This window comes from Stenotrophomonas sp. SPM (assembly GCF_003105135.1).
GTDB lineage: Bacteria > Pseudomonadota > Gammaproteobacteria > Xanthomonadales > Xanthomonadaceae > Stenotrophomonas.
This window is the reverse complement of sequence record NZ_QETL01000023.1, coordinates 17033-43886: the sequence shown is the minus strand read 5'-3', so window position 1 is coordinate 43886 and position 26854 is coordinate 17033. Positions and strand designations below refer to the sequence as shown.

The window sequence follows — 26854 nt, the reverse complement described above, 5'->3', positions numbered from 1 at the left end:
CGAGCATGGGCTCGGCTCTACAAGGACAAGTTCCCATGACCCGCAACGTGCTCTTCCTCTGCAGCCAGAACCGCCTGCGCAGCCCGACGGCCGAGCAGGTGTTCGCCGACTGGCCGGGGATTGAAACCGCCTCGGCCGGGTTGCTGGCCGACGCGGATGAAGTGCTCAGCCCCGAGTTGCTGCAGATGGATGAACGGCAAGCGGGTGATCTGCCTGGATATTCCTGATGACTACGACTACATGGACCCGGCGCTGGTGGAGCTGCTGAAGCGCAAGGTTCCGCTGTTCCTGCGCTGAGCACGGGTGTTGTAGAGCCGAGCCCATGCTCGGCTGCTTCTGGCGGGAAAAACAGCCGAGCATGGCTATGCCGGTCGTCCTGACCGGCACCCTTCGGGCCGTCGCAAGCGACGTTGGCAGCGGCTCCTGCCGCTACCTTCGGCTCTACAATAGAAGCCACATCTTCCAGGAACGCCCCCATGACCGATCCGACCTTCAACGTCACCGTGAAGTTGAATGCGAAGCTGCAGCCGGAGCATCGCCACGAGCTGTTCGAGGATCCGCTCGATGCGCTGCTGCAGGCAGCCCAGCTCGGTGAGCTCACCGGTGGTGGCACGGCGATCTCTGACCTGGGCGAAGTCGAGTACGGCGATATCGAAGTGGCGCTGGTTGATGCGGACGGCGTGCCGAAGCTGATCGACCTGCTGGAGCAGCTGGGTGCGCCGAAGGGTTCGCAGGTGCAGCGCGCGGACGAGGCTGATCGCGCCTTCGGCGTGACCGAGGGCCTGGGCATCTACCTGGATGGCCTGAACCTGCCGGACGAGGTCTACGAACAGTGCGACTCCAACCACGTGTTCGAGCAGCTGTCCGACAACATCGATGGCCTGGGCGAGATCTGCAGCTGGTGGCAGGGGCCGACCGAGACCGCGCTGTACATGTACGGCGAATCGTTCGAGAAGATGCGTGATGCGATCGCGGAGTTCGTGGCCAGCTACCCGCTGTGCCAGAACGCGCGAATCGTGCAGATCGCCTGAGCAGGCGTAACTCGCATGTTCCGGCAGGTGCCAACCTTGGTTGGCACGATGCTGCTGGTCGCGGAGAGCAGCCGAGCATGGCTCGGCTCTACAGAAGGGCGTCAGCGGCTTGCGGCCTGCTGCGCGTTCTCGCGCAGGGCCAGCTGCTTACCCACCTGGTAGCCGCTGTAGAACAGAACGAACGCGGCGGCCACGGTCAGCAGAATGTTCCGTGGGGTGATCCATGACGTCGGCTTGCGGTCCTGCATGTGCGTGCTCCCCGCGGGCGGCGGCATGCCGCGCCACCAGCATGCGCCACCCTGGGTAACCGGGCAAGCGTGCCCCTACGCGTCGGCCTGGCGGCGCACCAGCTCCCAGTCCAGACGGAATTTCGCCAGGTACTTGCGCAGGCGGTCGGCATCGTTGGTGCTGGCGCGCTGGGTGCGCGACACCGCGAACAGCTCACGGCCCGGCGCTGACAGCGACTTCGAGCGCGCGCAGACCTGCCACGTCATCAGCGACCACCTGGCCAGCAACGCGCACCTGATCGAGAAGTTCCTGCCGGTGGAGTTCGATTGGCAACCGCACGAGGGGGGCTGGCGGGTGACCGTCGAGGCCTGAACGCGCTGCCGGCATGGCCCGGCGCTACCCGTAGGCACGGATTGATCCTGCTCAAGGCGCGGCCTGCACATCGGGTGTGCAATGGTGGTGTTCCCAACTGGCACCCCGCCAAGGAGGCCCACCATGTACACCCGCATCCTGATCGCCACCGACGGCTCCGAGCTGTCCGACAAGGGCCTGGCCAAGGGCCTGGAGCTGGCGAAGGATCTCAATGCCGAGGTCGATATCGTCACGGTCTCCGAGCCTTGGGCGGTGGGCATGTATGACGCCATGGGCTGGAGCGTGGGCTACATGAACAGCCCGGAGTACAAGGCCGACCGCGAAGAGGGCGCGCAGAAGGTGCTGCAGCCGGCGCTGGCCAAGGCCGCCGAGCAGGGCATCCGTGCCAATCCCATCCATGTGCTGGACCGCTACGCCGCCGACGGCATCATCGAGACGGCCGGCGAGCGTAACAGCGATCTAATCGTGATGACCTCGCATGGCCGCCGTGGCGTGACCCGCGTGCTGCTGGGCAGCCAGACCGCCGAAGTGCTGGCGCGCAGCACCCTGCCGGTGCTGGTCATCCGCTGATCGATACCTGCGGGCTCAAGCGTTCCCGGGGAGGGGACCCGGCGCCGGCACGCAGGACGCGTGCCGGCGCCACCTTCCCGCCCCGCCGATGGCGGCAACATGCCCGCTCAGGACAGCAGCGCCCCCCGTGCGCGCTGCCTGCAGGCGAGCCGCCAATCGGCCGGCGACATGCCGAACTGCGCCAGGAACGCGCGCTGGAACTGGCGCTCTGACGCGAATCCGACTTCATACAGCAACCAGGTGAGGCGGCAGCCCGGATCCCGGGCCAGATGGCGGTGCGCCAGCCAGGCCCGGCACTCGCGGATGTAGCGCGCGACCCCGCCGTGGGCCTGGAACAGCCGGTAGACCGTGGAGCGGGACATCCCGAAGGCCTCGCAGATCATCTGCTCGCCCAGTTCGCTCTCACCCAGGTGGTCGTCGATGTAATCAAGGATGCGCAGCAGGCGCGGGTCAGCCGTACCGTTGCGGGTGATGCGCGCGCGGGCGTTGCTGCGGCGCAGGTCGGCGGCGAGGGATGCCACCAGCGATGGGGTTGCCGGTTCAAGGTTCATGGCAGCGCGATCCCGGCCCACCTGCGGGGCCTGTCATGGGATCAACCGGAAGATCCGGCGCGGACCTATCACCTGCCTGTGGGGGTCGGCTTCCTCTCCGCGGGAAAGGGCGCCGCCCCGGGGCTGCATCACCAGCTGTACAGCTTCCAGTAGACCGGCGAGACGCCGTCCTTGTCGTTGTCCATGCGGCCATCGCCGTTCTTGTCGTACATGTAGAACGGTGCACCGCGCGACGGGGTCACCTTGACCATGCGCAGCTGGCCGGACACGCGGTACTCCTCGATGACATCGCCGTTGTCCATGGTGCGGCTGGACACTTCGGCGCCCTTCACGTCCACCGGGGGAGCGCCTGCACCACCCATGCTGGCGCAGCCAGCAAGCAGCAGCAGGGAAGCCAGCATCAGGGTCTTCATCGGCAGGGCCTTCGTATCGATCGGAGCCTGATTATGCCCCACGGATGCGTCGCCGCCGTGTCGCCGCGGTGCAGGCAGGGGCGCGTAGAATCGTCGCATGAGCAGATTAGTCCTGATCGACGGGTCCAGTTACCTGTACCGCGCGTTCCACGCGCTGCCGCCCCTGTCCAATGCACAGGGTGAGCCCACCGGCGCGCTGTTCGGCGTGGTCAACATGCTGCGCTCGACGCTGAAGGAGCGACCGGCCTACGTCGCCTTCGTCGTCGACGCACCGGGCAAGACCTTCCGCGACGACCTGTACGACCAGTACAAGGCCAACCGCCCGCCGATGCCCGATGACCTGCGCAGCCAGGTCGAGCCGATGTGCCGCATCGTCGAAGCGCTGGGCATCAGCATCCTGCGCATCCCCGGCGTGGAAGCCGACGATGTGATCGGCACGCTGGCCCTGCAGGGCGTGGCGCAGGACCTGAAGGTGACCATTTCCACCGGTGACAAGGACTTCGCCCAGCTGGTACGTCCGGGCATCGAGCTGGTCAACACCATGACCGGCAGCCGCATGGATTCCGACGCGGCGGTGATGGACAAGTTCGGCGTGCGCGCCGACCAGATCATCGACCTGCTGGCGCTGATGGGCGACACCGTGGACAACGTGCCCGGCGTGGAGAAGTGCGGCCCGAAGACCGCCGCCAAGTGGCTGGCCGAATACCAGCACCTGGATGGCGTCATCGCCGCCGCGCCGACCATGAAGGGCAAGATCGGCGAGAACCTGCGCGGGGCGCTGGAACGTCTGCCACTGAACCGCGAGCTGGTGACCATCCGCACCGATCTCGAGCTGGACGCCTCGCCGACCACCCTGGCCCTGCGCGAGCAGGACGTGCCGGCGCTGACCGAGCTGTACGCGCGCTACGGCTTCACCCAGGCGCTGAAGGAGCTTGGCGGCCCGCTGCCGGCCCCGGCCGCCGCCAGTGACGCCACACCGAGCCTGCGCGGCACCGCCGCCGGCTTCGCCCGTGGCAGCGCCGAAGCGCCGGCCGCCGGTGCTCTGGACCCGGCGCTGTCCGCGCCCGGCGAATACGAAACCGTGCTGACCAGCGAACAGCTGCAGGCGTGGGTCGAGCGTGTGCGGCAGGCCGACCTGATCAGCTTCGATACCGAGACCGATGCGCTGGACGCGATGCGTGCACGCTTGGTCGGCGTCAGCCTGGCGGTGGAGTCGGGCAAGGCGGCCTACATCCCGGTCGGCCACGATTACCCCGGCGCGCCGGCGCAGCTGCCACTGCAGCAGGTGCTGGACGCGCTGCGCCCGGTGCTGCAGGACCCGGCGAAGAAGAAGCTGGGCCAGCACGGCAAGTACGACCTGCATGTGCTGCGCCGCCATGGCGTGGACGTGCAGGGCTACCACGACGACACCATGCTCGAGAGCTTCGTGCTCAATTCCACCGCGACCCGCCACGACATGGATTCGCTGGCCCTGCGGTACCTGGGCTACACCACCATCAAATTCGAGGACGTGGCCGGCAAGGGCACCAAGCAGATTCCGTTCTCGCAGGTGGGCATCGACGAAGCCAGCCGCTATGCGGCCGAGGACGCCGACATCACCCTGCGCCTGCACCACGCGCTGCAGCCGCAGCTGCTGGCCGAGCCGGCGCTGGACAGCGTGTACCGCGACATCGAGATGCCGCTGGTGCCGGTGCTGACCCGCATCGAAGCCAACGGCGTGCGCATCGACACCGATGAGCTGCGCCGGCAGAGCCACGACCTGTCCTCGCGCATGCTGGCCGCGCAGCAGAAGGCCACCGAGCTGGCCGGGCGCAGCTTCAACCTGGATTCGCCCAAGCAGCTGCAGGCCGTGCTGTTCGACGAACTGAATCTGCCGGCGGTGGTGAAGACCCCGAAGGGCCAGCCCAGCACGAATGAAGAAGCGCTGGAGGCGATCGCCGACCAGCACGAGCTGCCACGGGTGATCCTCGAGTACCGCGGCCTGGCCAAGCTGCGCAGCACCTACACCGACAAGCTGCCGGAGATGGTCAACCCGGATACCGGCCGGGTGCACACCAGCTACCACCAGTCCGGCGCGGCCACCGGCCGGCTGTCCTCGTCCGACCCGAACCTGCAGAACATCCCGATCCGCACCGAGGATGGCCGCCGCATCCGCCGCGCCTTCGTGGCGCCGGAAGGTTTCCAGCTGCTGGCGGCCGACTATTCGCAGATCGAGCTGCGGATCATGGCCCACCTGTCCGAGGACCCGGGCCTGGTGCGCGCCTTCGAGCAGGGCGCCGACGTCCACCGTGCCACCGCCGCCGAAGTGTTCGGGCGCACGCTGGAAGAGGTGACGCCCAACGAGCGCCGCGCCGCCAAGGCCATCAACTTCGGCCTGATGTACGGCATGAGTGCCTTCGGCCTGGCCCGCAACCTGGGCATCGACCGTGGCCAGGCGCAGGATTATGTCGCGCTGTATTTCAGCCGTTATCCCGGCGTGCGCGACTTCATGGAGCGGATGCGCCAGCAGGCACGTGACCAGGGCTACGTGGAAACCCTGTTCGGCCGCCGCCTGTATCTGAATGACATCCACGCCCGCAACCAGGGCCTGCGTGCCGGTGCCGAGCGCGCGGCGATCAATGCGCCGATGCAGGGCACCGCGGCGGACATCATCAAGCGGGCGATGGTCTCGGTGGACCAGTGGCTGCATGACAGCGGCGCCCCGGCGCGGATGATCCTGCAGGTGCACGATGAACTGGTGTTCGAAAGCGAGGCCGGTTTCACCGAGGAACTGCGTAAAAACGTAATCGAGCGCATGTCGCAAGCGGCCCAATTGCGGGTGCCGCTGGAGGTCGATACCGGCATTGGGGTGAACTGGGACGAGGCGCATTGATTCGTATTCAGGCTAAAAACGGCATGAATCGTTCATTTGTGCGATTTTTCTGACTCGAACATGAATGTTTCCGGCAGGTACCTACAATTAATTGGGCCCCTTCACGAACCGTTAGTGTTCGGGGTGTTTCTATAACTCTCGACAGGCGCAACGCCTGTTGTGGATCTCTCCCATCCCCTGGAGCAGATCTCGGAACGGGGGCTCCTCCCCAAGCGCCCGTTCCCCGGCCCCGTTGACCTCCCCCTGGTCAGCGGGGCTTTTTATTTGTGCGCCGCTGCGCCACGCTGGGCCAATGCTCCGCAGGGGAAACCGCAATGCCCGATCTGTTCGCACTGGCGATGCCGTGGTGGGAATTCGTCCTTCGCGCGGTGGTGGTCTATGTCGTCGTGCTGGGCATGGTCAGGCTGGGCGGCAAGCGCGCGCTGGGGCAGATCACCCCGTTCGATGTGCTGCTGATCGTGCTGCTGGGCAACGCGGTGCAGAACGCACTGCTGGGCACCGACACGTCGCTGGGTGGCGGCCTGCTGCTGGCCGCCACGCTGATCCTGCTGAACTACGGCGTGGGCTGGCTGACCACGCGCAGCCGGCGCATGGAACGCATGATCGAAGGCGAGCCGGTGGTGATCGCCCGCGACGGGCGCCTGCTGGCGGCAGTGTTGCGTCGTGAGCTGGTCAGCACCGCGGACTTCGACGCCGCGCTGCGCCAGCAGGGCTGCCTGCGGGTGGAGGATGTCGAACTGGCGCTGCTGGAAACCACCGGCCACATCACCATCATTCCGCGGCAGAAATCCGCGTAGCGCCGAAAGCAGCCGAGCGTGGGCTCGGCTCTACGCGTGCGTAGGCTCACACCCAGTCGCGCGGTACCAGATAGTCGGCCAGGCGCGCTTCGGCGCTGCCGGCTTCCGGGCTGAACCCATACTCCCAGCGCACCCGCGGCGGCAGGCTCATCAGAATGCTCTCGCTGCGGCCGCCACTCTGCAGGCCGAACAGCGTGCCGCGGTCGTAGACCAGGTTGAACTCCACGTAGCGGCCGCGACGGTACAGCTGGAACTCGCGCTCGCGTTCGCCATGCACCGTGTCCTTGCGCTGCTGCACGATCGGCAGGTAGGCCTCGAGGAAGCCGTCGCCGACCGCGCGCAGATAGTCGAAGTCGCGCTCGAAATCGCCGTGCAGGTCATCGAAGAACAGGCCGCCGACGCCGCGCGTTTCGTTGCGGTGGCGCAGGAAGAAATACTCGTCGCACCAGCGCTTGTGCGCGGCGTAGCGCTCCTCGCCGAACGGCGCACACAGGTCATGGGCCACCTGGTGCCAGTGCTGCACGTCCTCATCGAAGGGATAGAACGGGGTCAGGTCGAAGCCACCGCCGAACCAGCTGGCCACCACTTCGCCATCGCGCTGTGCCTGGAAGAAGCGCACGTTGGCGTGGGTGGTCGGCACGTAGGGGTTGAGCGGGTGGAACACCAGCGACACGCCGGTGGCGCGCCAGGAGGCGCCGGCCAGCTCGGGCCGGTTGGCCGAAGCCGACGGCGGCAGGCGGCTGCCGGACACATCGGAAAAGCCGATGCCGGCCTGCTCGAACACCGCACCGTCGCGCAGCACGCGGGTACGCCCGCCACCGCCCTCGGCCCGCTGCCACAGGTCTTCCTGGAAGCGGGCCTGGCCGTCGGCGGCTTCAATGGCCGCACAGATACGGTCCTGCAGGTCGCTGAGGTAGGCGCGTACGCGCTCGAAATCGTTCATGGCGCGTACTTTACCGCAGCGCCCGTGTTGTTCCGCAGCACGGCGGCCGCGGCGGCCGCGCTGCTCAGCGAAAGCGCGCGCGGATGTCCGGTCGCAGCAGGCGCCAGGCCAGCCAACCCTGCAGGCCAGCAAATAGTACCGAGCTTCCCAGCAGGGTGAGGGTCAACACCCATCGCTGTGCGGTCAGTTCCTGGGCCATCGCTGGATCGTCAGCGATCAGTGCGACGACCTGCTGCAGCACCCGGTCGATCCACCACGTGATCAGGAAGTTGGCAAGGGCGCTCCACAGCAGGGCCAGGACAAACGTCCACAGGCCCCAGCGGCGCTCCTTCCACAGCCCCCAGCTGGCCAATGTCGAGGTCAGGCAGAGCAGGGCAGCCAGCGCTGATGTGGCGACCGGGTGCGCCAGCATCCAGTGCAGGCTGCGATCGAGCTGGTGCTCCCAGGCGAGCATCACCAGATGGCGCCAGATCCCGGATGAGGCCAACGGCCAGGCGAGCAGTGCCTGCAGCAGGAAATACACCGTCATCAGCAGGCACAGCCAGAACGAGCCCTGCGCCAACGGCGCTACCCAGCGGTTGCTGGACGGCAGCGGTGTGCTCGGAAGGGGGGGCACTGACATCGGGCGTCCTTTGCAGGCAAAGCCCGCCTTTTCAGCAGGCCGTCGCCAGAGCGGCGACCGCCGGCAGGATATGGTGTTCGCTCAGGGGTGCCAAGCACAGGCCGTGCGGTCGCCGCAGCGGCACCCAGGCCAGTTCGGCGATCTCGGCGCGTGCGGTCGGTGTGCCCGCGACCTGCACCCACCACGCCTGCGCCTGCACGCGGTGGCCGGGTTCGTTCACCGCCCAGTCCTCGAAACGGCCCAGGGCGACCGCGCTGGCGGCATCGAGCTGCACGCCCAGTTCCTCGTCCAGCTCGCGGGCCAGGGCCTGCAGTGGCGCTTCGCCCGTCTCGGGCTTGCCGCCTGGCTGGATGAAGCGGCCGGCACCGTGCTTGCGCACCACCAGCGCCCGGCCGCGGTCATCCAGGATGACCGCGGCCACGATCTGGATCGTGGCCGCGGCGTTGCTCACTTCAGGTTCTGCTCGAACAGCTTGAGGATGCGCTTGTACTGGTCCAGCCAGGAATCGGCACGGATGTAGCCGTGGCGTTCCAGCGGGTACGGGGCGATCGACCAGTTGTCCTTGTGCAGCTCGATCAGGCGCTGGGTCAGGTGCACCGAGTCCTGGAAGAACACGTTGTCATCCATCATGCCGTGGGCGATCAGCAGGTTGTCCTGCAGGTTCTGCGCGTACTCGATGGGCGAGGACGTGCGGTACGCCTCCGGGTCGATGTCCGGGGTGTTGAGGATGTTGCTGGTGTAGGCGTGGTTGTAGTTCTGCCAATCCAGCACCGGGCGCAGTGCGGCACCGGCCTTGAACGTGCCCGGCGAACGGAACAGCGCCATGAAGGTCATGAAGCCGCCGTAGGAACCGCCGTAGATGCCGGCGTGGTCGCGGTCACCCTGCTGGGTGTCGACCAGCCAGTCCAGGCCGTCCTTGTAGTCTTCCAGTTCCGGGTGGCCCATGTTGCGGTAGATCGCCGTACGCCAGTCGCGGCCGTAGCCCTCGCTGCCGCGGTAATCCATGTCCAGCACGATGTAGCCCTTTTCCACCAGCAGGTTGTGGAACATCTGCTCGCGGAAGTAGGCCGGGTAGCGCTGGTGCACGTTCTGCAGGTAGCCGGCTCCGTGCACGAACATCACGATCGGGTACTTCCTGCCCGGTTCCTTGTGCTCGGGCTCGTAGTACTTGGCCCAGACCACGCCGGCACCGTGCTTGGACGGCACCGCCACCAGCTTCGGCTGGATCCACTCGCGCGCCTTGTACTCGGCGGTGCGGGTGTCGGTCAGCACGCGTGCCTGGCCACCGGCGCTCGGCACCACGGCCAGCTGGGTCGGCAGGTAGGCGGCCGAATAGCGCACCAGCAGCTGCTGGCCATCGGGCGACAGCGAGAAGTCTTCCACGCCGTTGAGGCTGGTCAGCTCGCGCACCTGGCGGTTGCCGGTGTCGACCGCGCAGACTTCATAGTCGTGCGGCGCCTGCTGGTTGCACAGGAAGTAGAAGCCCTTGCCGTCGGCCGACAGCACCGGCGCGGAGGTTTCCCACTTGCCACTGGTCAGCGCCTGCGGCTTGGCCGAACCGGCCTGGGTGTACAGGTGCGAGAAGCCGGACTCTTCGGACAGCAGCCACAGGGTGCGGCCATCGGCCATCCAGCCGAAATCGTTGAAGCCCCAGTTGATCCAGGCGTTGTCGGTCAGGCGGTGGCGGTTCTGCACACGGCCGTCGCTGCCGATGCTGACGATCCAGCGGTCCTTGTTGTCGTTGGCGCGCAGCATCACCGCGGCCTGCTGGCCATCGGCGCTCCAGCGCATGCCGCCGCCCATGAAGTCGCTCATCACCTGCACGCTGCGGTCGCCCTTCAGCGGGTCCTTGCCGGCCTTGCGGCGCAGCTCGGCCAGCGGGTCGGTGCCGATGCCCGGCAGGCCCGACAGCGAGAGCTTCTCGGCCTGGCCGGTGCGCACGTCCACGTACCACAGGGTGTGCGGCTCGAAGCCGTTGCGGCCGACGCGGGTGCGGGTGTCCTCGCTTTCTTCGTAGCCGGATTCGGTCACGTACAGCGGCATCTTGCTGGTGCGGCCGTCGTCGAAGTCCTTCGGCTTGGTCACCACGATCAGGTGGCCAAGGTCCGGCGACAGCAGGCTGTCGGCGATCTCCACGTCGGCGCCCAGGTAGATCGGGGCAGCCGCGCGGGTAGGGTCGGCCTGGCGCCAGCGCTGGTCCTGGTCCTTCAGCGCTTCACGCTGGTCGCGGTCGCGGCGCAGGGTTTCCAGGGTACGCAGCTGCTGGTCGCGCAGCAGGTCGTCCTTGGGCTTGCTGGCCGGATCCTTTTCGGCCTTCAGGCTGGCCACCTGCTGCACGCCGCTGGCGGCGGTCCAGTGGAACCAGTTCTGGCCCACGCGCCAGATCACGCCGTTGTCGGCGGCGAAGTTCACGCCGGCGGCGCGCTCGTTGCTGCGGGTCAGCTGGGTCAGCGCGCCGCTGCGCAGGTCGCGCACGAACACATCACCGTTGCGGACGAAGGCGCTGCGGCTGCGGCTGCGGTCGTAGACCGGCTCGGCCACGTCCAGGGTGCCGCGCTGGTCATCGGCCACCTGCGCGGCGGCGCCACCGGCCAGCGGCTGGCGGAAGGTGTCGCGCACCGGGCTGCCGCTGCGCTTGAGCTGGTACTCGACCTGCTGGCTGTTCCAGGACCACCAGGCCTTCTCGACCGGCGGACCGATCCAGTCCGGGTCGGCCATGGCCTGTTCGATGGTGATCGGCGTCGGCGCAGCATGCGCGGCCGGTGCGGCCAGCACGGCCGACAGCAGGAGGGACAGGGGCAGCACTCGGGACATGGGCTCACGGCACCAGATGAGGAAACCGGGCAAGGGTAGCAGCCGCCCGGGCCGGGGGAGGGGGCCACAGGTCATGCAGACCGCTTGGGCAAAGGCGCTGCAGGGCCTCGCGTGGCGCATGATGGGCGCCTGATTCGGACGGAACCGACCATGTACAGCTACGACTACCGCATTTCCCTGGGGGTGCAGCACCCTGTGGTCTCCAGCGCCGACATCTCCGCCCGGCTGGGGTTGGAACGCGGGTTCTTCCGCGATGTGGGCACGGACCTGCGTGGCGCCGATGGCAGGCTGATCCGCGTACATGCATACACCTGGGTGCTGTTCGAGCTGGCCGAGGGCAAGGACGGCTGGCTGATGGACGCCTGGCCGGAGGTCGTCGGCACACTGCAGGCGCGGGCGGCCGTGATCGAGGAACTGACCAAGGAAGGGGCCGAAATCGGCCTGCGCATCGGCCTGTTCGGCAAGCAGGCCTGGGCCGGGTTCGTGCTGGACGACGCGCTGGTAAGGCTGATGGCCGACCTGCGCCTGGGCTTCCATGTGGAAACCTATTTCCCCGATCCGCCGGCCGACCCCGGGACCGACGACGACGCCTGAAATCTGCACTGCAACCGGTGGCCGGCCTCGCGCATCCAATCTCCTGAACCCGCATCATTCACCGGACAGGAGCACGACCATGCAGGAACTCATCCCCATCACCTTCTTCATCTGCATCGCCTACGCGATCCATGCCATCGCCGATGCGCGTGCGCGCAGCAAGCTGGTCGCCCCGCACGTGCCCGAGGAAGTGATCCGCTCGTTGGCGGTGCTGGAGGAAGAGCGCCGCCGCCAGGGCGCCCTGCGCTGGGGCATCAGCCTGGTCAGCCTGGCCGTGGCGCTTGGCCTGCTGGAAGCGATGGGCGCGCGCGATCTGACCTTCGGCGCCGCTGCCGCCATGGCCGGCAGTGCCGGTCTGGGCCAGCTGCTGGCATGGTTCCTCACCCGCCCCGCCGTGCGCAAGGGCTGAGCGGCGGCATGCCTGCGGCACAGGGAGCGCGCCACGCATGAGCCTGCTGGGGGGAGCACTGGCCGCACTGCGCGGGCGTCAACGCGACGCCCCCGCCGAGCCCGCAGCGGACGACGACCGTGCCTTGGTCCGGGCCATCATCGATGGCTCGCAACCGGCCTTCGCACAGCTGGTGCAGGCCCATCAACGCACCTGCGCGCACGTGATCGGGCGCATGGTCAATGACCGCGACCAGGTAGCCGACCTGCTGCAGGAAACCTTCCTGGCGGTGTTCCGCCAGCTGCATCGGTTCCGTTTCGAATCCTCGCTGCGCACCTGGGTTTCGCGGGTGGCCTATACGACGGCGCTGCAGCATCTGCGCCGCAAGCGGCTGGAAATGCAGTGGATGGTGGCGGTGGAGGTGCCGGAGGAACTGGGCATCGGCGATGAAGGCCCGGGCCCGGCCGAACTGAGCGAGGCGCTGCAGGCCGGCCGCCAGCTGGGCGCGGCGCTGGAGCGGCTCACCCCGCCGCAGCGCCTGATCGTGGGCCTGCACTACCTGGAGGATTTCGATCTGGTCGAGATTGAACAGGTGACCGGGCTGGCGCGCGGTACCATCAAGAGCCACCTGTTCCGCGCGCGGCAGATCCTGAAGCAGGAGCTGACCCGACGCGCCACCGCCGGAGAGCTGCTGTGAGCGAAGCCAACGACCCCCGCGATGCCGATGCGCGCGCGCTGTCGCAGGCGCTGCGCGAGCAGGAACAGCAGGCGCCGGCGCCGGATGTGAGCGACGCGCTTCAGCAGCGGCTGCAGGCGGAAACGCGCGACAGTGGCGCGCTGTATGTGGTGGTGCAGGTGCTGTTGTTTGGCGCGCTGCTGGCTGCGGCAGCCTGGTATTTCTGGCACTGACACCTCCCGCCGGGCATGGGGCGCGCCAATCGCTGTTGGTAGATGCCGACCTCGGTCGGCGCCTGGACGCGTGCCAACCAAGGTTGGCAGCTACCAGAGCGGTTGACCCCTGCGACATAGTGAAGCAGCGCGTCACCCGGTCGCATCCCGGCTTAACCAAATCCTCCTAAAGTGGTCCGGTATCCCACCCGTACCCGGCAGGAGGCGTCCCTTGGACGCGTTGTTGTTGTCGCGGATCCAGTTCGGATTCGTCATCAGTTTCCACGTGCTGTTCCCCGCCTTCACCATCGGCACGGCCAGCTGGCTGGCCTTCATCGAATGGCGCTGGCTGCGCACGAAACTGCCCGTGTGGCGCGACCTGTATTTCTTCTGGCAGAAGATCTTCGCCGTGTCCTTCGGCATGGGCGTGGTCAGCGGCATCGTCATGGCCTTCCAGTTCGGCACCAACTGGCCGCGGCTGAGCGAAGTGGCCGGCACGGTCATCGGCCCGCTGCTGACCTACGAAGTGCTGACCGCGTTCTTCCTCGAAGCCAGCTTCCTCGGCGTGATGATGTTCGGCTGGGGCCGGGTGTCGCCGCGCCTGCATTTCCTGTCCACCTGCATGGTGGCGCTGGGCACGCTGTTTTCCACCTTCTGGATCCTGTCGTCCAACAGCTGGCTGCACACGCCGGCCGGCTACGAAATGATCAACGGCATCGTGCAGCCGGTGGACTGGTGGCAGGTGGTGTTCAACCCGTCCTTCCCATACCGGTTGGCGCACATGGCGCTGGGTTCGTTCATCACCACCTGTTTCGTGATCGGTGGCGTCGGCGCGTGGTACCTGCGCAAGGGCACGCACGTCGAAGCGGGCCGGCGCATGCTGATCGCGGCGGTGGCGTTTGCCGCGCTGACCGTGCCGGTGCAGATCTTCGTCGGCGACATGCATGGCCTGAACACGCTGAAGCACCAGCCGATGAAGATCGCGGCGGTGGAAGCGCACTGGCATGAAAGCAAGGCCGGCGAGGGCGTGCCGCTGGTGGTGTTCGCGCTGCCCAACGAGAAGGAACAGCGCAACGATTTCGAAGTGGCCATTCCAAAGCTGGGCAGCGTGATTCTGACCCATTCGCTGGATGGCACCTTCGATCCGCTCACGTCCGTGCCGGCCAGCGAACGGCCACCGGTGACGCCGGTGTTCTTCGCCTTCCGCATCATGGTCGGGCTGGGCACGCTGATGCTGCTGCTGGCCTGGGTCTCGGCGGTGCAGCTGTGGCGGAAGAAGCTGCTCGATTCGCCGTGGCTGCTGCGTGGCTGGAACTGGATGCTGCCCAGCGGTTTCATCGCGCTGGTGTCGGGCTGGTTCGTCACCGAGATGGGGCGCCAGCCGTGGGTGGTCTACGGCGTGCTGCGCACCGCCGATGCGGTGGGCCCGCAGAGTGCGTGGATGACCGCGCTGTCGCTGGCGGTGTACGCGGTCGGCTACGCCTTCGTGTTCGGCTGGGGCATCTGGTACCTGGTGAAGATCCTGCGCCACGGCCCGCAGCCGTATGAAGAGGGGCCCTCGCTGGACCATGGCAGCCACACCCCGGCGCGGCCGCTGTCGGCCGCCGACGAACCGCTGGAGGAGCGCTGACATGGACCTGATGACCTGGCTGCCGGTGGCATGGTTCGCGGTGATCGGCTTCGGCGTGCTGATGTACGTGGTGCTGGATGGTTTCGTGCTCGGGATCGGCATCCTCGCCCCGTTCGCCGAGGACGAGGAACAGCTGGACCTGATGATGAACACCGCCGCGCCCATCTGGGACGGCAACGAGACCTGGCTGGTGCTGGGCGGTGCCGGCCTGCTGGCCGCGTTCCCCAAGGCCTATGCGGTGCTGCTGTCGGCGCTGTACCTGCCGGTGCTGCTGCTGGTGGTGGCGCTGGTGTTCCGTGGCGTGGCCTTCGAGTTCCGCTTCAAGGCGCACCGCTCGCGCCGGCTGTGGAGCGTGGCCTTCGGCCTGGGCTCGCTGCTGGCGACCTTCGCCCAGGGCGTCATCCTGGGCACGCTGGTGCAGGGCATTCCGCTGGTGGATGGCCGCTTCAGCGGCGGCGCGTTCACCTGGTTCAGCCCGTTCGCGATGCTGACCGGTGCGGCGCTGGTGGCAGGCTATGCGCTGCTGGGCAGCACCTGGCTGATCCTGAAGACCGAGGGCCGCGTTCAAGCGCTGGCGCGGCAGATGACGCGGCCGCTGGTGGCAGCGGTGATCGCGGCGATGGGTCTGGTCAGCAGCTGGCTGCCGTTCCTCGATTCGCGGTTGATGGATCGCTGGTTCAGCGACGGCAACTTCTGGTGGCTGTCGCCGGTGCCGCTGTTGACCCTGGCGGTGGCCGCCGCGCTGTGGCGAAGCGCCACCCATCCGCGCCGCGATCTGCCGCCGTTCCTGCTCAGCCTGGCTCTGTTCGTGCTCGGCTTCGCCGGCCTGGTGCTGGGCATGTGGCCGTACCTGCTGCCGCCGTCGATGACGCTGTGGCAGGCCGCGGCACCGGCCTCGTCGCTGGGCTTCACCTTGGTGGGCCTGGTGGTGCTGCTGCCGGTCATCCTTGGCTACACCGCGTGGTCGTACCGGGTGTTCCGCGGCAAGGTGCGCGCCGACGCCGGCTACCACTGACCTGGGCACCGGCGGGCCAGCAGGGGCCCGCGCCCCGCTCGACAGGCATGCTTCGCAGCGCTGGACGTGGTAGCGTTCGGACCTTCCGGCCGGCCGGAGCGCTGCCTGTGACCGCCGCGCAGGTCCGCGCCGCCGCTCGCCCCTGCAGATGTACTAGCTGATGATTGAACTGTCCATTGTCGACTGGGCCGCCTGGGCACCAGGGCTGACAGAGCGCAGCCACTGGCAGGCCTGGGCTGCGCTGCCCGTTTTGCCGCAGGGTGATGGCGCGCCTGCCCTGGTGGAAATTCCGGCCATGCAGCGTCGGCGGATCGAGCGACTCGGCCGGATGGCCATCCAGGTCGCGTGCTGGTGCGAAGAAGCGGGCGGCGTCGACAGCGAGGTTCCGCTGGTCTTCGCCAGCCGGCACGGGGACGTGGCGAGGTCCATGGAACTGCTCAACATGCTGACCGCCGATGAGCCGCTTTCGCCAACCGGCTTTGGGCTGTCCGTGCACAACGCCATCGGCGCGCTGTATTCCATCGCGCGCGGCCATCGCGGCAACTACCTGGCGCTGGCCGCGCGGCAATCCACCGTGGAAGCCGCGTGGCTGGAGGCTGCCGCGCTGCTGGCCGATGGCGCGCGTGAAGTGCGGGTAGTGATGTACGAGTCACCGATGCCGGCCGTTTTCAGCGAATTTGCCGATGAACCGGCCCCCTTTTTCGCTTGGTGCTGGCGTCTTGCCGCGCCGGGCTCCCGGGGTGCCAGCCTGCAACTGGCCTGGGAGCCGGCCGACGCCGCGGCCGACACCCCGGCGGGCGTGCTGCCGCACACGCTGGACCTGCACCGGTTCCTGTTGTCTGACGTAGCGGTGCTGGAACACGTGGCCGACGGCATGCGCTGGCGCTGGAGCCGGGGTGGTTGACCCTGTGCGCGGCTGGGACCGCCTGTGGCGGGTTGCCGCGACCGGCCTGTGCTTTGCTGTTTTTGGGCTGGGCGGCCTGCTGCTGGGCCTGTGCCTGCTGCCGCTGCTGCTGATGCGGGATGCTGCCGCCCGCCAGCAAAGCGCGCGGCGGCTGGTGCAGCGCGGTTTTGCCCTGCACCTGTGGCTGATGCAACGGCTCGGGGTCATGACTCTGCAGGTGGAAGGGCGGGAGCGGCTCCAGCGGGACGGCCTGCTGGTCCTGGCCAATCATCCCACTCTGATCGATGTGGTGTGCCTGGTAGCACTGCTGCCCAACGCTGACTGCGTCGTCAAACACGCGGTTGCGCGCAATCCGTTCATGCGCGGGCCGGTGCGCGTGGCGGGCTACCTCTCCAATCAGGAGGGCGCGGCGCTGATCGACGACTGCGTGGCAGCGATACGGGCGGGCGGCTGCCTGGTGATTTTTCCTGAAGGAACCCGTACCGTGCCGGGCCAGCGGCTGCGTCTTCAGCGAGGCGCCGCCAATATTGCCGTCAGGGGGCGGGTGGACATCACACCGGTCCGCATCACCTGCTCACCGCCCACTTTGGGCAAGGGCCAGAAGTGGTATCGTGTGCCCTCACGTCGTTTCCACGTTCGGCTGCAGGTAGGCGAGGATATCGCCATTGCACCGTTTCTCGTCGAAAATGATGCGCTGATCGGGGATGCCCTGGCAGCCCGTCGCGTGACCGACCATCTCACCCGCTATTTCGACCCGTCTGGAGACCCGACCCGTGCAAGCGCTTGAGCACGAGATCAAGGAGCTGATCATTTCCTCGCTCTCACTCGAGGACATCACCCCTGACGACATTGATCCGACCGCGCCGCTGTTCGTGGAAGGCCTGGGGCTGGATTCGATCGACGCACTGGAACTGGGCCTGGCGCTGCAGAAGAAGTACGGGGTCAGCCTGTCGGCTGATTCGGAAGAAACCCGTCGTCATTTTTCCAGCGTGCGCGCCCTCGGCGAATTCGTCGCTGCCCGCCGGTCTTGAGGCGCCAGGAACTGTCATGACCAAGAACGAACTGCTCGAGCGCATCACCAGCATCCTCAACGACAGTTTCGATATCGATCCTGCGGGCATCCGTCCGGAGTCCCGCCTGTATGAAGACCTGGATATCGACAGCATCGATGCCGTCGATCTGATCGTCCAGCTCAAGCCGCTGCTGGGCCGAAACCTTCAGCCGGAAGCCTTCAAGTCGGTACGCACCGTCCAGGACATCGTCGACGTCGTGCACGCACTTCTGCCGGGCCAGGCAGCCGCCTGACCGCAGGCCCGCCTCGACCATGGCAAAGGCCCGTGATATCGGGGTAGGGGTGGTGTCGCTGGCCTACCCGGTGCTGGTCTACCTGGCCATGGGCCGATTCGAGCCACGCTGGCTCTCGCTGCTGCTGTTCGGGCTGGCCCTGCTGCGCGCACTGGGTTCGCGGCAGCCGCTCTGGTGGTGTGCGGCCGCAGGCGCAGGCCTGCTGGCCGGGCTGGCCACGGTGCTCAACCAGGCGTTGCCGCTCAAGCTTTACCCGGCGTTGGTGAACGCAGTCATGCTGGCGGTCTTTGCCACCAGCCTGCGCTTCGGCCCGCCCCTGGTAGAGCGCCTGGCACGGCTGCAGGAGCCTGATCTGCCTGCATTCGGGGTAGCCTATACCCGCCGTGTCACCCAGGTGTGGTGCGGCTTTTTCGTTCTCAACGGAGGCCTGGCCCTGTACACCGCCCTGTACGCGTCCGACCGGGCCTGGATGGTCTACAACGGTGTCATTGCCTACATCATGATGGGTACCCTGTTTGCGGCTGAATGGGTGGTCCGCCGCCATGTCAAGGCGGCCCACGGCCATGGGTGACTGGATGGCACTGCCTGGCCTGCTGGTCACCGCACGGCCTGGACGCCCTGTGGGCGCCTGCCACGGCATCGCGCTGGACCACGCTGCCTTCCGTCAGCGTGCGGTGGCCTGGCGCGATGCGTTCGCCGCTGCGGAGGGCCGTGACTGGGCGCTGTACTTCGACGATGCCATCGCCTTCGCTGCAGCCCTGTTCGGTGCCTGGCACGCCGGCAAGCGCGTGTTCCTGGCTGCTGACAACCTGCCGGCCACGCTGCAGGCGCTGCAGTCGCAGGTCAGTGGCTTTGCGGGCGACGTTCCCGCCCATTACCTGCCGTTGGGGCCGGCTGCAGCGGCCGACGGCACGCTGCAGGAACTGGATGAGCGCGCCTGTGAGCTCTGTGTGTTCACCTCCGGCAGCACCGGCCGGCCCAGCGCGATCATCAAGCGCATGGAGCAGCTGGCACGCGAAGTCGACGCACTGCAGGCCGCCTTTGGTGTCCAGCTCGATGGCGCCCAGGTGCATGGCACCGTGTCGCACCAGCACATCTATGGCTTGCTGTTCCGGGTGCTGTGGCCGCTGGCAGCCGGTCGTGCGATCCAGCCCAGGCGTTTTTTCCATGAAGACCTGGTAGGCACCCTGGCTGCCGCCGACAGCGTGCTGGTGGCAACGCCGGCACACCTGAAGCGCCTGCCCGAGCAGCTTGACTGGGCCAGTCTGCATGGTCGCCTGCGTGCGGTGTTCTCCTCTGGCGGGCCGTTGCCGGAGGAAGCGGCGCAGCAGGTGCGGCAGTTGCTGAGCGTGCCGCCGACCGAAATATACGGCAGCAGCGAAACCGGCGGCGTGGCATGGCGGCGCTGGGAGAGCGGGACACCGTCGTGGGAGCCCTTGCCGGGTGTGCGCTGGCGCATCGAGGAGGGATGCCTGTCGGTTGCCTCGCCCCACCTGCAGAGCGAGGGCTGGTGGCGTACCCAGGACCGGGTGGAGTCTCTGCCTGGCGGGCGCTTCCGACTGCTGGGCCGTGCCGATCGCATCGTCAAGATCGAAGAGCGCCGTGTGTCGCTTGATGCGCTGGAGCGGGCGCTGCGATCACTTTCCGACGTCGAGGACGCGCGCGTGCTGGTGCTTGCCGGAGCGCGCGAACAGCTGGCTGCGGTCGTGGTACCGGCGGACGCTGCGCGGCTGGCCCACGGCGAGACCGCACGCCGCGCCTTCACCCGGCAGCTTGCTGCTGCGCTGGCGCATGGCCACGATGCGGTAACCCGCCCACGACGATGGAGGCTGGTGCAGCATCTGCCAGTGAACGCGCAGGGCAAGGTGACCGAGGCGGGCCTGGCGGCACTCTTCAAGCCCGCCATGCCTGCAGCGCGTTGGCAGCAGCGCGATGCCGCGACGGCCGTGCTGCACCTGACCCTGGACCCGGCGCTGCGGCCGTTCCAGGGGCATTTCGTACAGGCAGCCGTGTTGCCGGGCGTGGCCCAGGTCGACTGGGCCATGCGCTTTGCCCGTCAGGTGTTTGCCATGCCTGCAGGCTTCAGCCGGATGGACGCAGTGAAATTCCAGCAGCTGGCACGGCCCGGTGATGAACTGACGCTGCGGCTGGACTGGGATGCCGCGCGCAGCATCCTCAGCTTCCGTTTCACCTCCGGGCTTGGCACCCATTCCAGCGGCAGGATGGTCCTGACCGATGCGCCCTGACATGGCCTCCAGCGTGAGCTTCGTGCCTTGGGTGGTCATCCCGGTCTACGACCACGGGCACGCCATTACCGCCGTTGTCGACGGCGTGCAGGCAGCCGCGCTGCCATGCCTGCTGGTGGACGATGGCTCCGGGGCGTCCTGTGCCGGCGTCCTGCGCGGCCTCGCTGAACGCGAAGGCGTGCACCTGCTGCGCCTGGAAACGAACCAGGGAAAGGGCGGGGCGATGCTGGCCGGCTTTGCAGACGTGCATCGCCGCGGTGGCAGCCACGTGCTGCAGATCGATGCGGATGGCCAGCATGACACGGCCGACCTGCCACGCTTTGTCGCGGCCGCGCGGGCACATCCGCAGGCCATCATCTGCGGCATTCCTGTCTACGACGACAGTGTGCCGAAGATCAGGCTGTATGGGCGTTACGCCACCCATGTCTGGGTCTGGATCAACACGCTGTCGCTGCACCTGCGCGACACGATGTGCGGGTTCCGCCTGTACCCGCTGGCCCCGGTGCTGGAACTGATGCAGCAGGAGACGATCGGCCGGCGCATGGATTTCGATACCGAGGTGATCGTGCGCCTGTACTGGCGCGGCGTGCCCGTAGAGCACCTGCCCACGGCGGTGACCTACCCCAGCGATGGCGTATCCCACTTCGATGTGTGGTGGGACAATGTCCGCATTACCGGCATGCACGCCCGCTTGTTCTTCGGCATGTTGCGGCGCGCGCCGCGGCTGCTGTGGCATCGGCTGCAGGGGCGCGGCTGAGTGGCGCGCGCGCAGGATGTTCCGCACTGGGCGGACATCGGGGAATCGACATCGGTCGCCGGTGTCCTGTTCCTGTGCTGGGTGCACCGCTGGTTCGGGCGCTGGCCGTTCCGGGCGTGCGTATGGCCGGTAGTGCTCTGCCACTGGCTGGGCAATGGCGTCGGCCGCCGCGCATCGTTGGAGTATCTGCAGCGTCTGCAGGCACACACCGGCGTGCTGGGCCGTGTTCCACGCTGGCGCGACAGCCTGCGCCATTTCTTCATGTTCGCCGACACGATGCTGGACAAGCTGCTGGCCTTGGGCGGCCGCTACCCGGCGTCGCGCATCACCCTGCAGCGGGACATCGTGCTCGAGCGCATCGCCCGACGCGAGGGCGGCCTCATCCTGACCGCCCACATCGGCTGCCTGGAGCTTTGCCAGGTGCTGGCCGAGCGGGTTCCCGGGTTCCGCGTCACCGTGCTGGTACACACGGCCCATGCACAGCGGTTCAACCGCCTGCTGCAGCGGTTGGATCCGCTTGCTGCCGTGGAACTGGTGCAGGTGACCGAGATGGGCCCGGCCACCGCCATGCGCCTGGCTGACAAGGTCGCCGCCGGTGGTTTCATCGCCATCGTCGGCGATCGGGTGCCCGTCAACCATGGGCGCAGCCTGATGGCCGATTTCCTTGGCCACCGCGCGCCGTTCCCCATTGGTGCCTACGTCCTGGCCGCTGCCCTTGGGTGCCCGGTGTATACCATGTCCTGCCTGCATTACAGGCACGGCTACCGGGTGGCGTTTGACCAGTTCGCCGAACGCCTTGTGCTGCCGCGCGGCGGCCGTGAGGCCGCTCTGTCAACACTGGTCCAGCGCTACGCGCACTGGCTGGAAGCGCAGATGATCCAGTCCCCGCTGGACTGGTTCAATTTCTTCCCCTTCTGGGATCAGGCTCCTCATGAAGATTGACGCCGTACCCGTGCGCCGTTTCGGCGATGCACCGCTGACCATCGAAGACGTGGTGGCCCTGGCCCAGCGCCAGTGCGACGCCGCCCTGAGTGAGGCCCCGGCCTTCCGCGCGCACATCCAGCGCGGCGCTGATTTCCTCGACCGCCTGCTGCGCGAGGACGGGGTGATCTATGGCGTGACCACCGGCTATGGCGATTCGTGCACGGTAAACATTCCGCCGGCGCTGGTGGCCGAGCTGCCGCACCACCTCTACACCTACCATGGCTGCGGCCTGGGCCGTTACCTGGACCCGGCCGAGACCCGCGCGGTGCTGGCCGCGCGCTTGGCCTCGCTGGTGCGCGGCATGTCCGGCGTCAGCGTGCAGCTGCTGGAAGGCCTGGCCACCCTGCTGCAGTACGACGTGCTGCCGCTGATCCCGGCCGAAGGCTCGGTGGGCGCCAGTGGTGACCTGACCCCGCTGTCCTACGTGGCCGCCGTGCTGTGCGGCGAGCGCGAGGTGCTGTTCGAAGGACAGGTGCAGCCAGCCGGCCCGGTGCTGGCGAAGATCGGCATGGTCCCGCTGAAGCTGCGGCCGAAGGAAGGCCTGGCGATCATGAACGGCACCGCGGTGATGACCGGCCTGGCCTGCCTGGCCTGGCAGCGTGCCGATTACCTGGCCCGCATGGCCACCCGCCTGACCGCGTTCAACGTGCTGTCCAGTGATGGCAACGCGCACCACTTCGACGAGACCCTGTTCGCCGCCAAGCCGCACCCGGGCCAGGGCCGCATCGCCGCGCGCCTGCGCAGCGACCTGCACAGCGAGCGCCCGCCGCGCAACGAACAGCGCCTGCAGGACCGCTACTCGCTGCGCTGCGCGCCGCACGTGATCGGCGTATTGGAAGACAGCCTGCCGTTCCTGCGCCAGCTGATCGAAACCGAACTGAACAGCGCCAACGATAACCCGCTGATCGATGCCGACGGCGAGCGCATCCTGCATGGCGGCCACTTCTACGGCGGCCACATCGCGCTGGCGATGGACACCCTGAAGAACACCGTGGCCAACGTCGCCGATCTGCTCGACCGGCAGCTGGCGCTGGTGGTCGATGCCCGCTACAACCACGGCCTGCCGGCCAACCTGTCGGCGGCCACCGGCCCGCGCGCGGCCATCAACCATGGCCTGAAGGCGCTGCAGATCAGCGTCTCTGCGTGGACTGCCGAGGCGCTGAAGCAGACCATGCCGGCCAGCGTGTTCTCGCGTTCGACCGAATGCCACAACCAGGACAAGGTCAGCATGGGCACCATCGCCGCGCGCGACTGCCTGCGCGTGATCGAGCTGACCGAACAGGTGGTGGCCGCGATGCTGATCGCCGCACGCCAGGGCCTGGCCCTGCGCGAGCGGGTTGGCCTGAACGCGCAGCTGCATGGCAGTCTGGCCGACATGTACGCCGACCTGGGGCAGCGCATCGCCCTGGTTGAAGAAGACCGCGCGCTGGATCGCGAACTGCGGGAACTGCTGGTGGAGATCCGCGCACAACGCTGGGAGCTGTATGTCGGTGAATGAGGCAATCGAACTGGTCGGCGAGATTTCGCTGTCCCCGGCCTTCCATGACTGCGATCCGATGAACGTGGTCTGGCATGGCAACTACTTCAAGTACTTCGAGATCGCACGCTGCGCGCTGCTCGGCCGCTATGACTACGACTACCCGCAGATGCTCGAATCGGGCTACCTGTGGCCGGTGGTCGACGCGCGGGTGAAGTACGTGCGGCCGCTGCTGTTCAACCAGGCGCTGCGCGTGGTCTCGCGCATCGTCGAATGGGAGAACCGGCTGAAGATCGAATACGAGATCATCGATGCGGAAAGCGGCCAGGTGCTGACCCGTGCGATGACCATCCAGGTCGCGGTGGACGCGGCCAGCAAGGAAATGCTGTACCAGTGCCCGCCGGTGCTGTGGCAGCGTCTTGGAGTGCCTGCCCCGTGAATGCTTTCGTCCCGTCTCTGCGCGTGCTGCTGTGCGCGCTGCTGATTGCCGCTGCGCCGCTGGTGCAGGCTGCCGATGCCGCCGTCGATGCGATCACCCAGGCGGTGGCGCGGCCCGATGTGCTGCGCGGCCAGTTCACCCAGCAAAAGCAGGTCAGCGGCTTCAAGAACCCGCTGCGCTCGCAGGGCCAGTTCGTGGTCGCACGCCAGCATGGCGTGATCTGGACCACGCTCAAGCCCTTCCCGTCCGAAGTGGTGATCACCGCCGACCGCATCCTCAGCCGCCAGCGTGATGGCAGCACCCGCGTCGAACTGGATGCGCGGCAGCAGCCGGCGATGCGCTCGGTCAACGCCATCATGTTCGCGCTGATGAGCGGCGACGTGCAGGTGCTGTCCAGCCAGTTCAACGTGCAGGCCAGCCGCGAAGGGCAGGGCTGGCGGCTGAAGCTGACCCCGAAATCGGCGATGCTGGCCAAGGCCTTCGAGTCGCTGACTCTGCAGGGCGACCGCTACGTGCGCCAGGTGGAGATCGTGGAGGCCAACAAGGACCGCACGCAGATCCAGTTCAGCGCGCTGACCGAAGCGCCGGCCAGCCTGTCCGCCGACGAGGCACGCCGTTTTGACTGATATGTCGACTGGCACCGCAGGGAAGGGGCCGGAGCGCCTGCGCCGCTGTTGGCATTGGCTGGGCATTGCCTGGCTGCTGGTGCTGCTGGTGATGGGCATGCAGCAATGGCGCCTGTGGAGCCAGCAATCTCGAATCGACACCGACATCCTGGCCCTGCTGCCGCAGGATGCGCACGACCGCCTGCTGAGTGATGTCACCCGGCGCATCGCCGATGGCAGCTCGCGCCAGGTGGTGGTGCTGCTTGGCAGTACCGATGGCACCGCCGCCAAGCGCGCGCAGGCCGCCTTCGCCAAGGCCATGGCCAGCGATGCCGACAGCGGGCTGCTGGTGCCCAGCGGTTCGATCGAAGGCTGGTTCGATGAAGCGCGCGCGTTCTACGCGCCATACCGCGACCGCCTGCTGACCCCGGCCCAGCGCGAACAGCTGCAGCAGGCCGAACCGGGTGCCCTGGCCGAACAGGCGCTGGGCGCGCTGTATGGCCCGATGGGCGCACCGCGGCTGACCGAGTGGCGGCAGGATCCTTTGTCGCTGTGGCCGCAATGGTGGCAGCAGCAGGCCCGAGGCTCCGGCCTGCGCCTGGGCGATGACGGCCTGCTCGAAGCCGAGGGCAAGCACTGGGCCGCGCTGCAGTTCGATACGCCCGGCTCGGCCTTCCAGCTCGACGGCGAGCGCCATATCGATGGCCTGCTGGAGCGTGCCGGCCAGGCAGCCATCGCCGTTGCCCCCGATCTGGAGATCCTCCACGCCGGCGTCCCGCTGCATGCCGAAGCAGCCGCCGTGCAGGCCAGCCGCGAGATCAACACGATCGGCTGGGGATCGATGGCAGCGGTACTGCTGCTGGTGTGGCTGGCTTTCCGTTCACTGCGGCCGATCCTGCTGGTGGCCGCGTCGCTGCTGATCGGCTGCGGCGTCGCGCTGGCGGTGACGGTACTGGTGTTTGGCAAGGTGCACGTGCTGACGCTGGTGTTCGGTGCCTCACTGGTGGGCGTGGCCGAGGACTATGGCATCCACTGGTTCGCTTCGCGCCAGGGCGAGCCAGCGAACCGCCGCTGGCATCTGCTGCGGCATCTACTGCCAGGCCTGTGGCTGGCGTTGCTGACCAGTGCGCTGGCGTATCTTGCGCTCGGCCTGACGCCGTTCCCCGGCCTGCAGCAGATGGCGCTTTTCTCGGTCACCGGCCTGGCCGCCGCCTTCCTGACAGTAATCTTCTGGTTTCCGTGGCTGGACGGAGGGGAGATCCGCCCCACCCGCTTCTCGCGGTGGCTGGGCGGAACGCTCGATCATTTTCCCCGCCTGCACGGGGCGCGGTCGGTGGGCATCTTCCTGGCGGCGACGCTGCTGCTGGCGGCGCTGGGCATCGCGCGCCTGCACAGTGATGACGATCTGCGCAGCCTGCAGTCTTCCCCGCCGGCGCTGATGGAACAGCAGATCCGGCTGAGCCGCCTGCTGGGCATGCCCAGTCCAGCACAGTTCTATCTGGTGCAGGGGGCCGATGCGGAACAGCTGCTGCAGCGCGAGGAGACCTTGACTGAGCGCCTGCGCGCTCTGGCCCGCGACAGGCGTATAGGCGGCTATCGTGCCATCACCGACTGGTTGCCCTCGGTGGCGCGCCAGCGGGCAGATGCCGCGCTCACTGCCAGGGTGGAGCCCGGTGTGCTCGAGGCGGTGTCCTCCGCCGTGGGTGAAGCCCTGCCGCGGCCTGCGTTCGCGGCAACGCCACTGACCATCGACGCATTCCTCGCCGCCCCAGCATCGCAGCCGTTCCGCTACCTGTGGGCCGGGCGCGTCAACGGGCAGATGATCAGCGTGGTGATGGTGGACGACCTGTCGCGGGCCGATGCACTGGCGACCCTGCAGGGCGCGGCCGACGGCCTGCCCGGCGTGCGCTGGGTCGATCGCACGGCTGATTTCTCGCAGCTGCTTGGCCACTATCGCAAGCTGATGGGTGGGCTGCTGCTGGTCGGCATCGTGCTGGTATTCGGTGTGCTGTGGGTGCGCTACCGTCGCCAGGCCTGGCGCGTATTTGCCCCGACCCTCATTGCGGGCGCGCTGACCCTTGGCCTGCTGGGCCTGTTCGGCCAGCCCCTGCAGCTGTTCAACGTGCTGGCGCTGATGCTGCTGCTGGGCATGGGCATTGATTACGGCATCTTCCTGATCGAACACCGCGGCGATGCCAGTGCCTGGTTGGCCGTGTGCGTGGGTGCGGCCAGTACCTGGCTTTCGTTCGGCCTGCTGGGGCTGTCGCAGACACCCGCGCTGCGCGCTTTCGGGCTTACCCTGCTGTTCGGCATCGGCCTGGTCTGGCTCATTTCGCCGCTGTTCCGGCCGCCACCGCATGACGGCCCGGCGCCTGACGGCCCGACCACCTGACCCTCCCGCCCTACCGG

At 67.7% G+C, this 26854-nt stretch carries 30 protein-coding genes and 1 pseudogene; 24 read left to right on the top strand and 7 right to left on the bottom strand.

All coding sequences use genetic code 11. The features are described from left to right. The first annotated feature begins 35 nt into the window (after positions 1 to 35). Both DCO49_RS07780 and DCO49_RS07775 read left to right on the top strand, forming a co-directional pair. A pseudogene (locus DCO49_RS07780) lies at positions 36 to 297 on the top strand (phosphotyrosine protein phosphatase). 179 nt (positions 298 to 476) lie between these two features. Beyond that, on the top strand, positions 477 to 1031 hold the full coding sequence (locus DCO49_RS07775) for a hypothetical protein (protein ID WP_116863545.1): 555 nt from the start codon (positions 477 to 479) through the stop codon (positions 1029 to 1031). Positions 1032 to 1132: 101 nt separating this feature from the next. Here DCO49_RS07775 and DCO49_RS20330 read toward each other — a convergent pair whose 3' ends face one another. Beyond that, a complete protein-coding gene (locus DCO49_RS20330) occupies positions 1133 to 1279 on the bottom strand; it encodes a hypothetical protein (RefSeq protein ID WP_165835701.1) in 147 nt (48 codons plus the stop codon). 172 nt (positions 1280 to 1451) lie between these two features. Here DCO49_RS20330 and DCO49_RS20325 point away from each other — a divergent pair, with 172 nt between their 5' ends. Both DCO49_RS20325 and DCO49_RS07765 read left to right on the top strand, forming a co-directional pair. Further along, positions 1452 to 1631, top strand: a complete 180-nt coding sequence (locus tag DCO49_RS20325; protein ID WP_165835700.1) for a hypothetical protein — start codon at positions 1452 to 1454, stop codon at positions 1629 to 1631. Positions 1632 to 1754: 123 nt separating this feature from the next. Then, positions 1755 to 2201 (top strand): universal stress protein, encoded by a 447-nt coding sequence (locus DCO49_RS07765; protein ID WP_079224261.1) that lies wholly within the window; start codon positions 1755 to 1757, stop codon positions 2199 to 2201. Positions 2202 to 2308: 107 nt separating this feature from the next. Here the strand turns inward: DCO49_RS07765 and DCO49_RS07760 are convergent, their stop codons facing one another. Together DCO49_RS07760 and DCO49_RS07755 are read right to left on the bottom strand one after the other, a co-directional pair. Beyond that, complete coding sequence (locus tag DCO49_RS07760; RefSeq protein WP_116863543.1) at positions 2309 to 2752, bottom strand: AraC family transcriptional regulator; 444 nt, start codon at positions 2750 to 2752, stop codon at positions 2309 to 2311. 128 nt (positions 2753 to 2880) lie between these two features. Beyond that, positions 2881 to 3165: a DUF2782 domain-containing protein gene (locus tag DCO49_RS07755; RefSeq protein WP_108770467.1), complete on the bottom strand. Its 285-nt coding sequence runs from the start codon at positions 3163 to 3165 to the stop codon at positions 2881 to 2883. Between the two features lie 97 nt (positions 3166 to 3262). Here DCO49_RS07755 and polA point away from each other — a divergent pair, with 97 nt between their 5' ends. Then, complete coding sequence (polA, locus tag DCO49_RS07750; RefSeq protein ID WP_116863542.1) at positions 3263 to 6037, top strand: DNA polymerase I; 2775 nt, start codon at positions 3263 to 3265, stop codon at positions 6035 to 6037. A gap of 314 nt (positions 6038 to 6351) precedes the next feature. Further along, positions 6352 to 6834 (top strand): YetF domain-containing protein, encoded by a 483-nt coding sequence (locus tag DCO49_RS07745; protein WP_108770465.1) that lies wholly within the window; start codon positions 6352 to 6354, stop codon positions 6832 to 6834. Positions 6835 to 6880: 46 nt separating this feature from the next. Here the strand turns inward: DCO49_RS07745 and hemF are convergent, their stop codons facing one another. The 4 genes from hemF to DCO49_RS07725 all read right to left on the bottom strand — a co-directional run bounded on the left by hemF (position 6881) and on the right by DCO49_RS07725 (position 11213). Continuing rightward, positions 6881 to 7777, bottom strand: a complete 897-nt coding sequence (gene hemF / locus DCO49_RS07740; RefSeq protein WP_116863541.1) for an oxygen-dependent coproporphyrinogen oxidase — start codon at positions 7775 to 7777, stop codon at positions 6881 to 6883. A gap of 64 nt (positions 7778 to 7841) precedes the next feature. Continuing rightward, on the bottom strand, positions 7842 to 8399 hold the full coding sequence (locus DCO49_RS07735; RefSeq protein ID WP_116863540.1) for a hypothetical protein: 558 nt from the start codon (positions 8397 to 8399) through the stop codon (positions 7842 to 7844). A 31-nt stretch (positions 8400 to 8430) separates the two neighbouring features. Beyond that, positions 8431 to 8850, bottom strand: a complete 420-nt coding sequence (locus DCO49_RS07730) for an NUDIX domain-containing protein (RefSeq protein ID WP_116863539.1) — start codon at positions 8848 to 8850, stop codon at positions 8431 to 8433. Then, on the bottom strand, positions 8847 to 11213 hold the full coding sequence (locus DCO49_RS07725) for a S9 family peptidase (protein ID WP_116863538.1): 2367 nt from the start codon (positions 11211 to 11213) through the stop codon (positions 8847 to 8849). Before DCO49_RS07725 ends, DCO49_RS07730 begins: the two co-directional genes overlap by 4 nt. A gap of 150 nt (positions 11214 to 11363) precedes the next feature. Between DCO49_RS07725 and DCO49_RS07720 the strand changes: the two genes are divergently transcribed. The 18 genes from DCO49_RS07720 (at position 11364) to DCO49_RS07635 (ending at position 26837) form a co-directional block, all read left to right on the top strand. Next, positions 11364 to 11807: a hypothetical protein gene (locus DCO49_RS07720; RefSeq protein ID WP_116863537.1), complete on the top strand. Its 444-nt coding sequence runs from the start codon at positions 11364 to 11366 to the stop codon at positions 11805 to 11807. Between the two features lie 79 nt (positions 11808 to 11886). Continuing rightward, entirely contained in the window at positions 11887 to 12216 is a 330-nt protein-coding gene (locus DCO49_RS07715; RefSeq protein ID WP_116863536.1) for a hypothetical protein, read from the top strand. A gap of 37 nt (positions 12217 to 12253) precedes the next feature. Beyond that, entirely contained in the window at positions 12254 to 12892 is a 639-nt protein-coding gene (locus DCO49_RS07710) for a sigma-70 family RNA polymerase sigma factor (RefSeq protein WP_116863535.1), read from the top strand. Continuing rightward, positions 12889 to 13104 carry a hypothetical protein gene (locus tag DCO49_RS07705; RefSeq protein WP_116863534.1) on the top strand — a complete coding sequence of 72 codons (216 nt, stop codon included), beginning with the start codon at positions 12889 to 12891 and terminating at the stop codon, positions 13102 to 13104. Before DCO49_RS07710 ends, DCO49_RS07705 begins: the two co-directional genes overlap by 4 nt. Positions 13105 to 13315: 211 nt before the next feature. Continuing rightward, on the top strand, positions 13316 to 14713 hold the full coding sequence (locus DCO49_RS07700) for a cytochrome ubiquinol oxidase subunit I (RefSeq protein WP_116863533.1): 1398 nt from the start codon (positions 13316 to 13318) through the stop codon (positions 14711 to 14713). Between the two features lies 1 nt (position 14714). Beyond that, positions 14715 to 15728: a cytochrome d ubiquinol oxidase subunit II gene (gene cydB, locus DCO49_RS07695; protein ID WP_108770455.1), complete on the top strand. Its 1014-nt coding sequence runs from the start codon at positions 14715 to 14717 to the stop codon at positions 15726 to 15728. Positions 15729 to 15888: 160 nt separating this feature from the next. Then, positions 15889 to 16632 (top strand): beta-ketoacyl synthase chain length factor, encoded by a 744-nt coding sequence (locus tag DCO49_RS07690; protein ID WP_116863532.1) that lies wholly within the window; start codon positions 15889 to 15891, stop codon positions 16630 to 16632. After that, positions 16625 to 17419, top strand: coding sequence for a lysophospholipid acyltransferase family protein (locus tag DCO49_RS07685; protein ID WP_243402690.1), 795 nt, complete (start codon positions 16625 to 16627; stop codon positions 17417 to 17419). The genes DCO49_RS07690 and DCO49_RS07685 overlap by 8 nt, the downstream gene beginning before the upstream one ends. Further along, positions 17406 to 17663: a phosphopantetheine-binding protein gene (locus DCO49_RS07680; RefSeq protein ID WP_116863531.1), complete on the top strand. Its 258-nt coding sequence runs from the start codon at positions 17406 to 17408 to the stop codon at positions 17661 to 17663. Before DCO49_RS07685 ends, DCO49_RS07680 begins: the two co-directional genes overlap by 14 nt. 16 nt (positions 17664 to 17679) lie before the next feature. Next, positions 17680 to 17937 carry an acyl carrier protein gene (locus DCO49_RS07675; protein WP_116863530.1) on the top strand — a complete coding sequence of 86 codons (258 nt, stop codon included), beginning with the start codon at positions 17680 to 17682 and terminating at the stop codon, positions 17935 to 17937. 19 nt (positions 17938 to 17956) lie between these two features. Beyond that, complete coding sequence (locus DCO49_RS07670; protein WP_116863529.1) at positions 17957 to 18508, top strand: hypothetical protein; 552 nt, start codon at positions 17957 to 17959, stop codon at positions 18506 to 18508. Next, a complete protein-coding gene (locus DCO49_RS07665; protein ID WP_116863528.1) occupies positions 18501 to 20183 on the top strand; it encodes an AMP-binding protein in 1683 nt (560 codons plus the stop codon). Before DCO49_RS07670 ends, DCO49_RS07665 begins: the two co-directional genes overlap by 8 nt. Next, the gene (locus DCO49_RS07660; RefSeq protein ID WP_116863527.1) at positions 20173 to 20940 is read left to right on the top strand and encodes a glycosyltransferase family 2 protein; all 768 of its coding nucleotides are present in this window, start codon (positions 20173 to 20175) and stop codon (positions 20938 to 20940) included. The genes DCO49_RS07665 and DCO49_RS07660 overlap by 11 nt, the downstream gene beginning before the upstream one ends. Continuing rightward, positions 20941 to 21882: an acyltransferase gene (locus DCO49_RS07655; RefSeq protein WP_116863526.1), complete on the top strand. Its 942-nt coding sequence runs from the start codon at positions 20941 to 20943 to the stop codon at positions 21880 to 21882. Next, positions 21872 to 23422, top strand: a complete 1551-nt coding sequence (locus DCO49_RS07650) for an aromatic amino acid ammonia-lyase (RefSeq protein WP_116863525.1) — start codon at positions 21872 to 21874, stop codon at positions 23420 to 23422. Before DCO49_RS07655 ends, DCO49_RS07650 begins: the two co-directional genes overlap by 11 nt. Continuing rightward, on the top strand, positions 23409 to 23840 hold the full coding sequence (locus DCO49_RS07645) for an acyl-CoA thioesterase (protein ID WP_116863524.1): 432 nt from the start codon (positions 23409 to 23411) through the stop codon (positions 23838 to 23840). Before DCO49_RS07650 ends, DCO49_RS07645 begins: the two co-directional genes overlap by 14 nt. Then, positions 23837 to 24466, top strand: coding sequence for an outer membrane lipoprotein carrier protein LolA (locus DCO49_RS07640; protein WP_116863523.1), 630 nt, complete (start codon positions 23837 to 23839; stop codon positions 24464 to 24466). Before DCO49_RS07645 ends, DCO49_RS07640 begins: the two co-directional genes overlap by 4 nt. Position 24467: 1 nt before the next feature. Next, complete coding sequence (locus tag DCO49_RS07635) at positions 24468 to 26837, top strand: hypothetical protein (protein WP_116863522.1); 2370 nt, start codon at positions 24468 to 24470, stop codon at positions 26835 to 26837. Positions 26838 to 26854 lie beyond the last annotated feature (17 nt).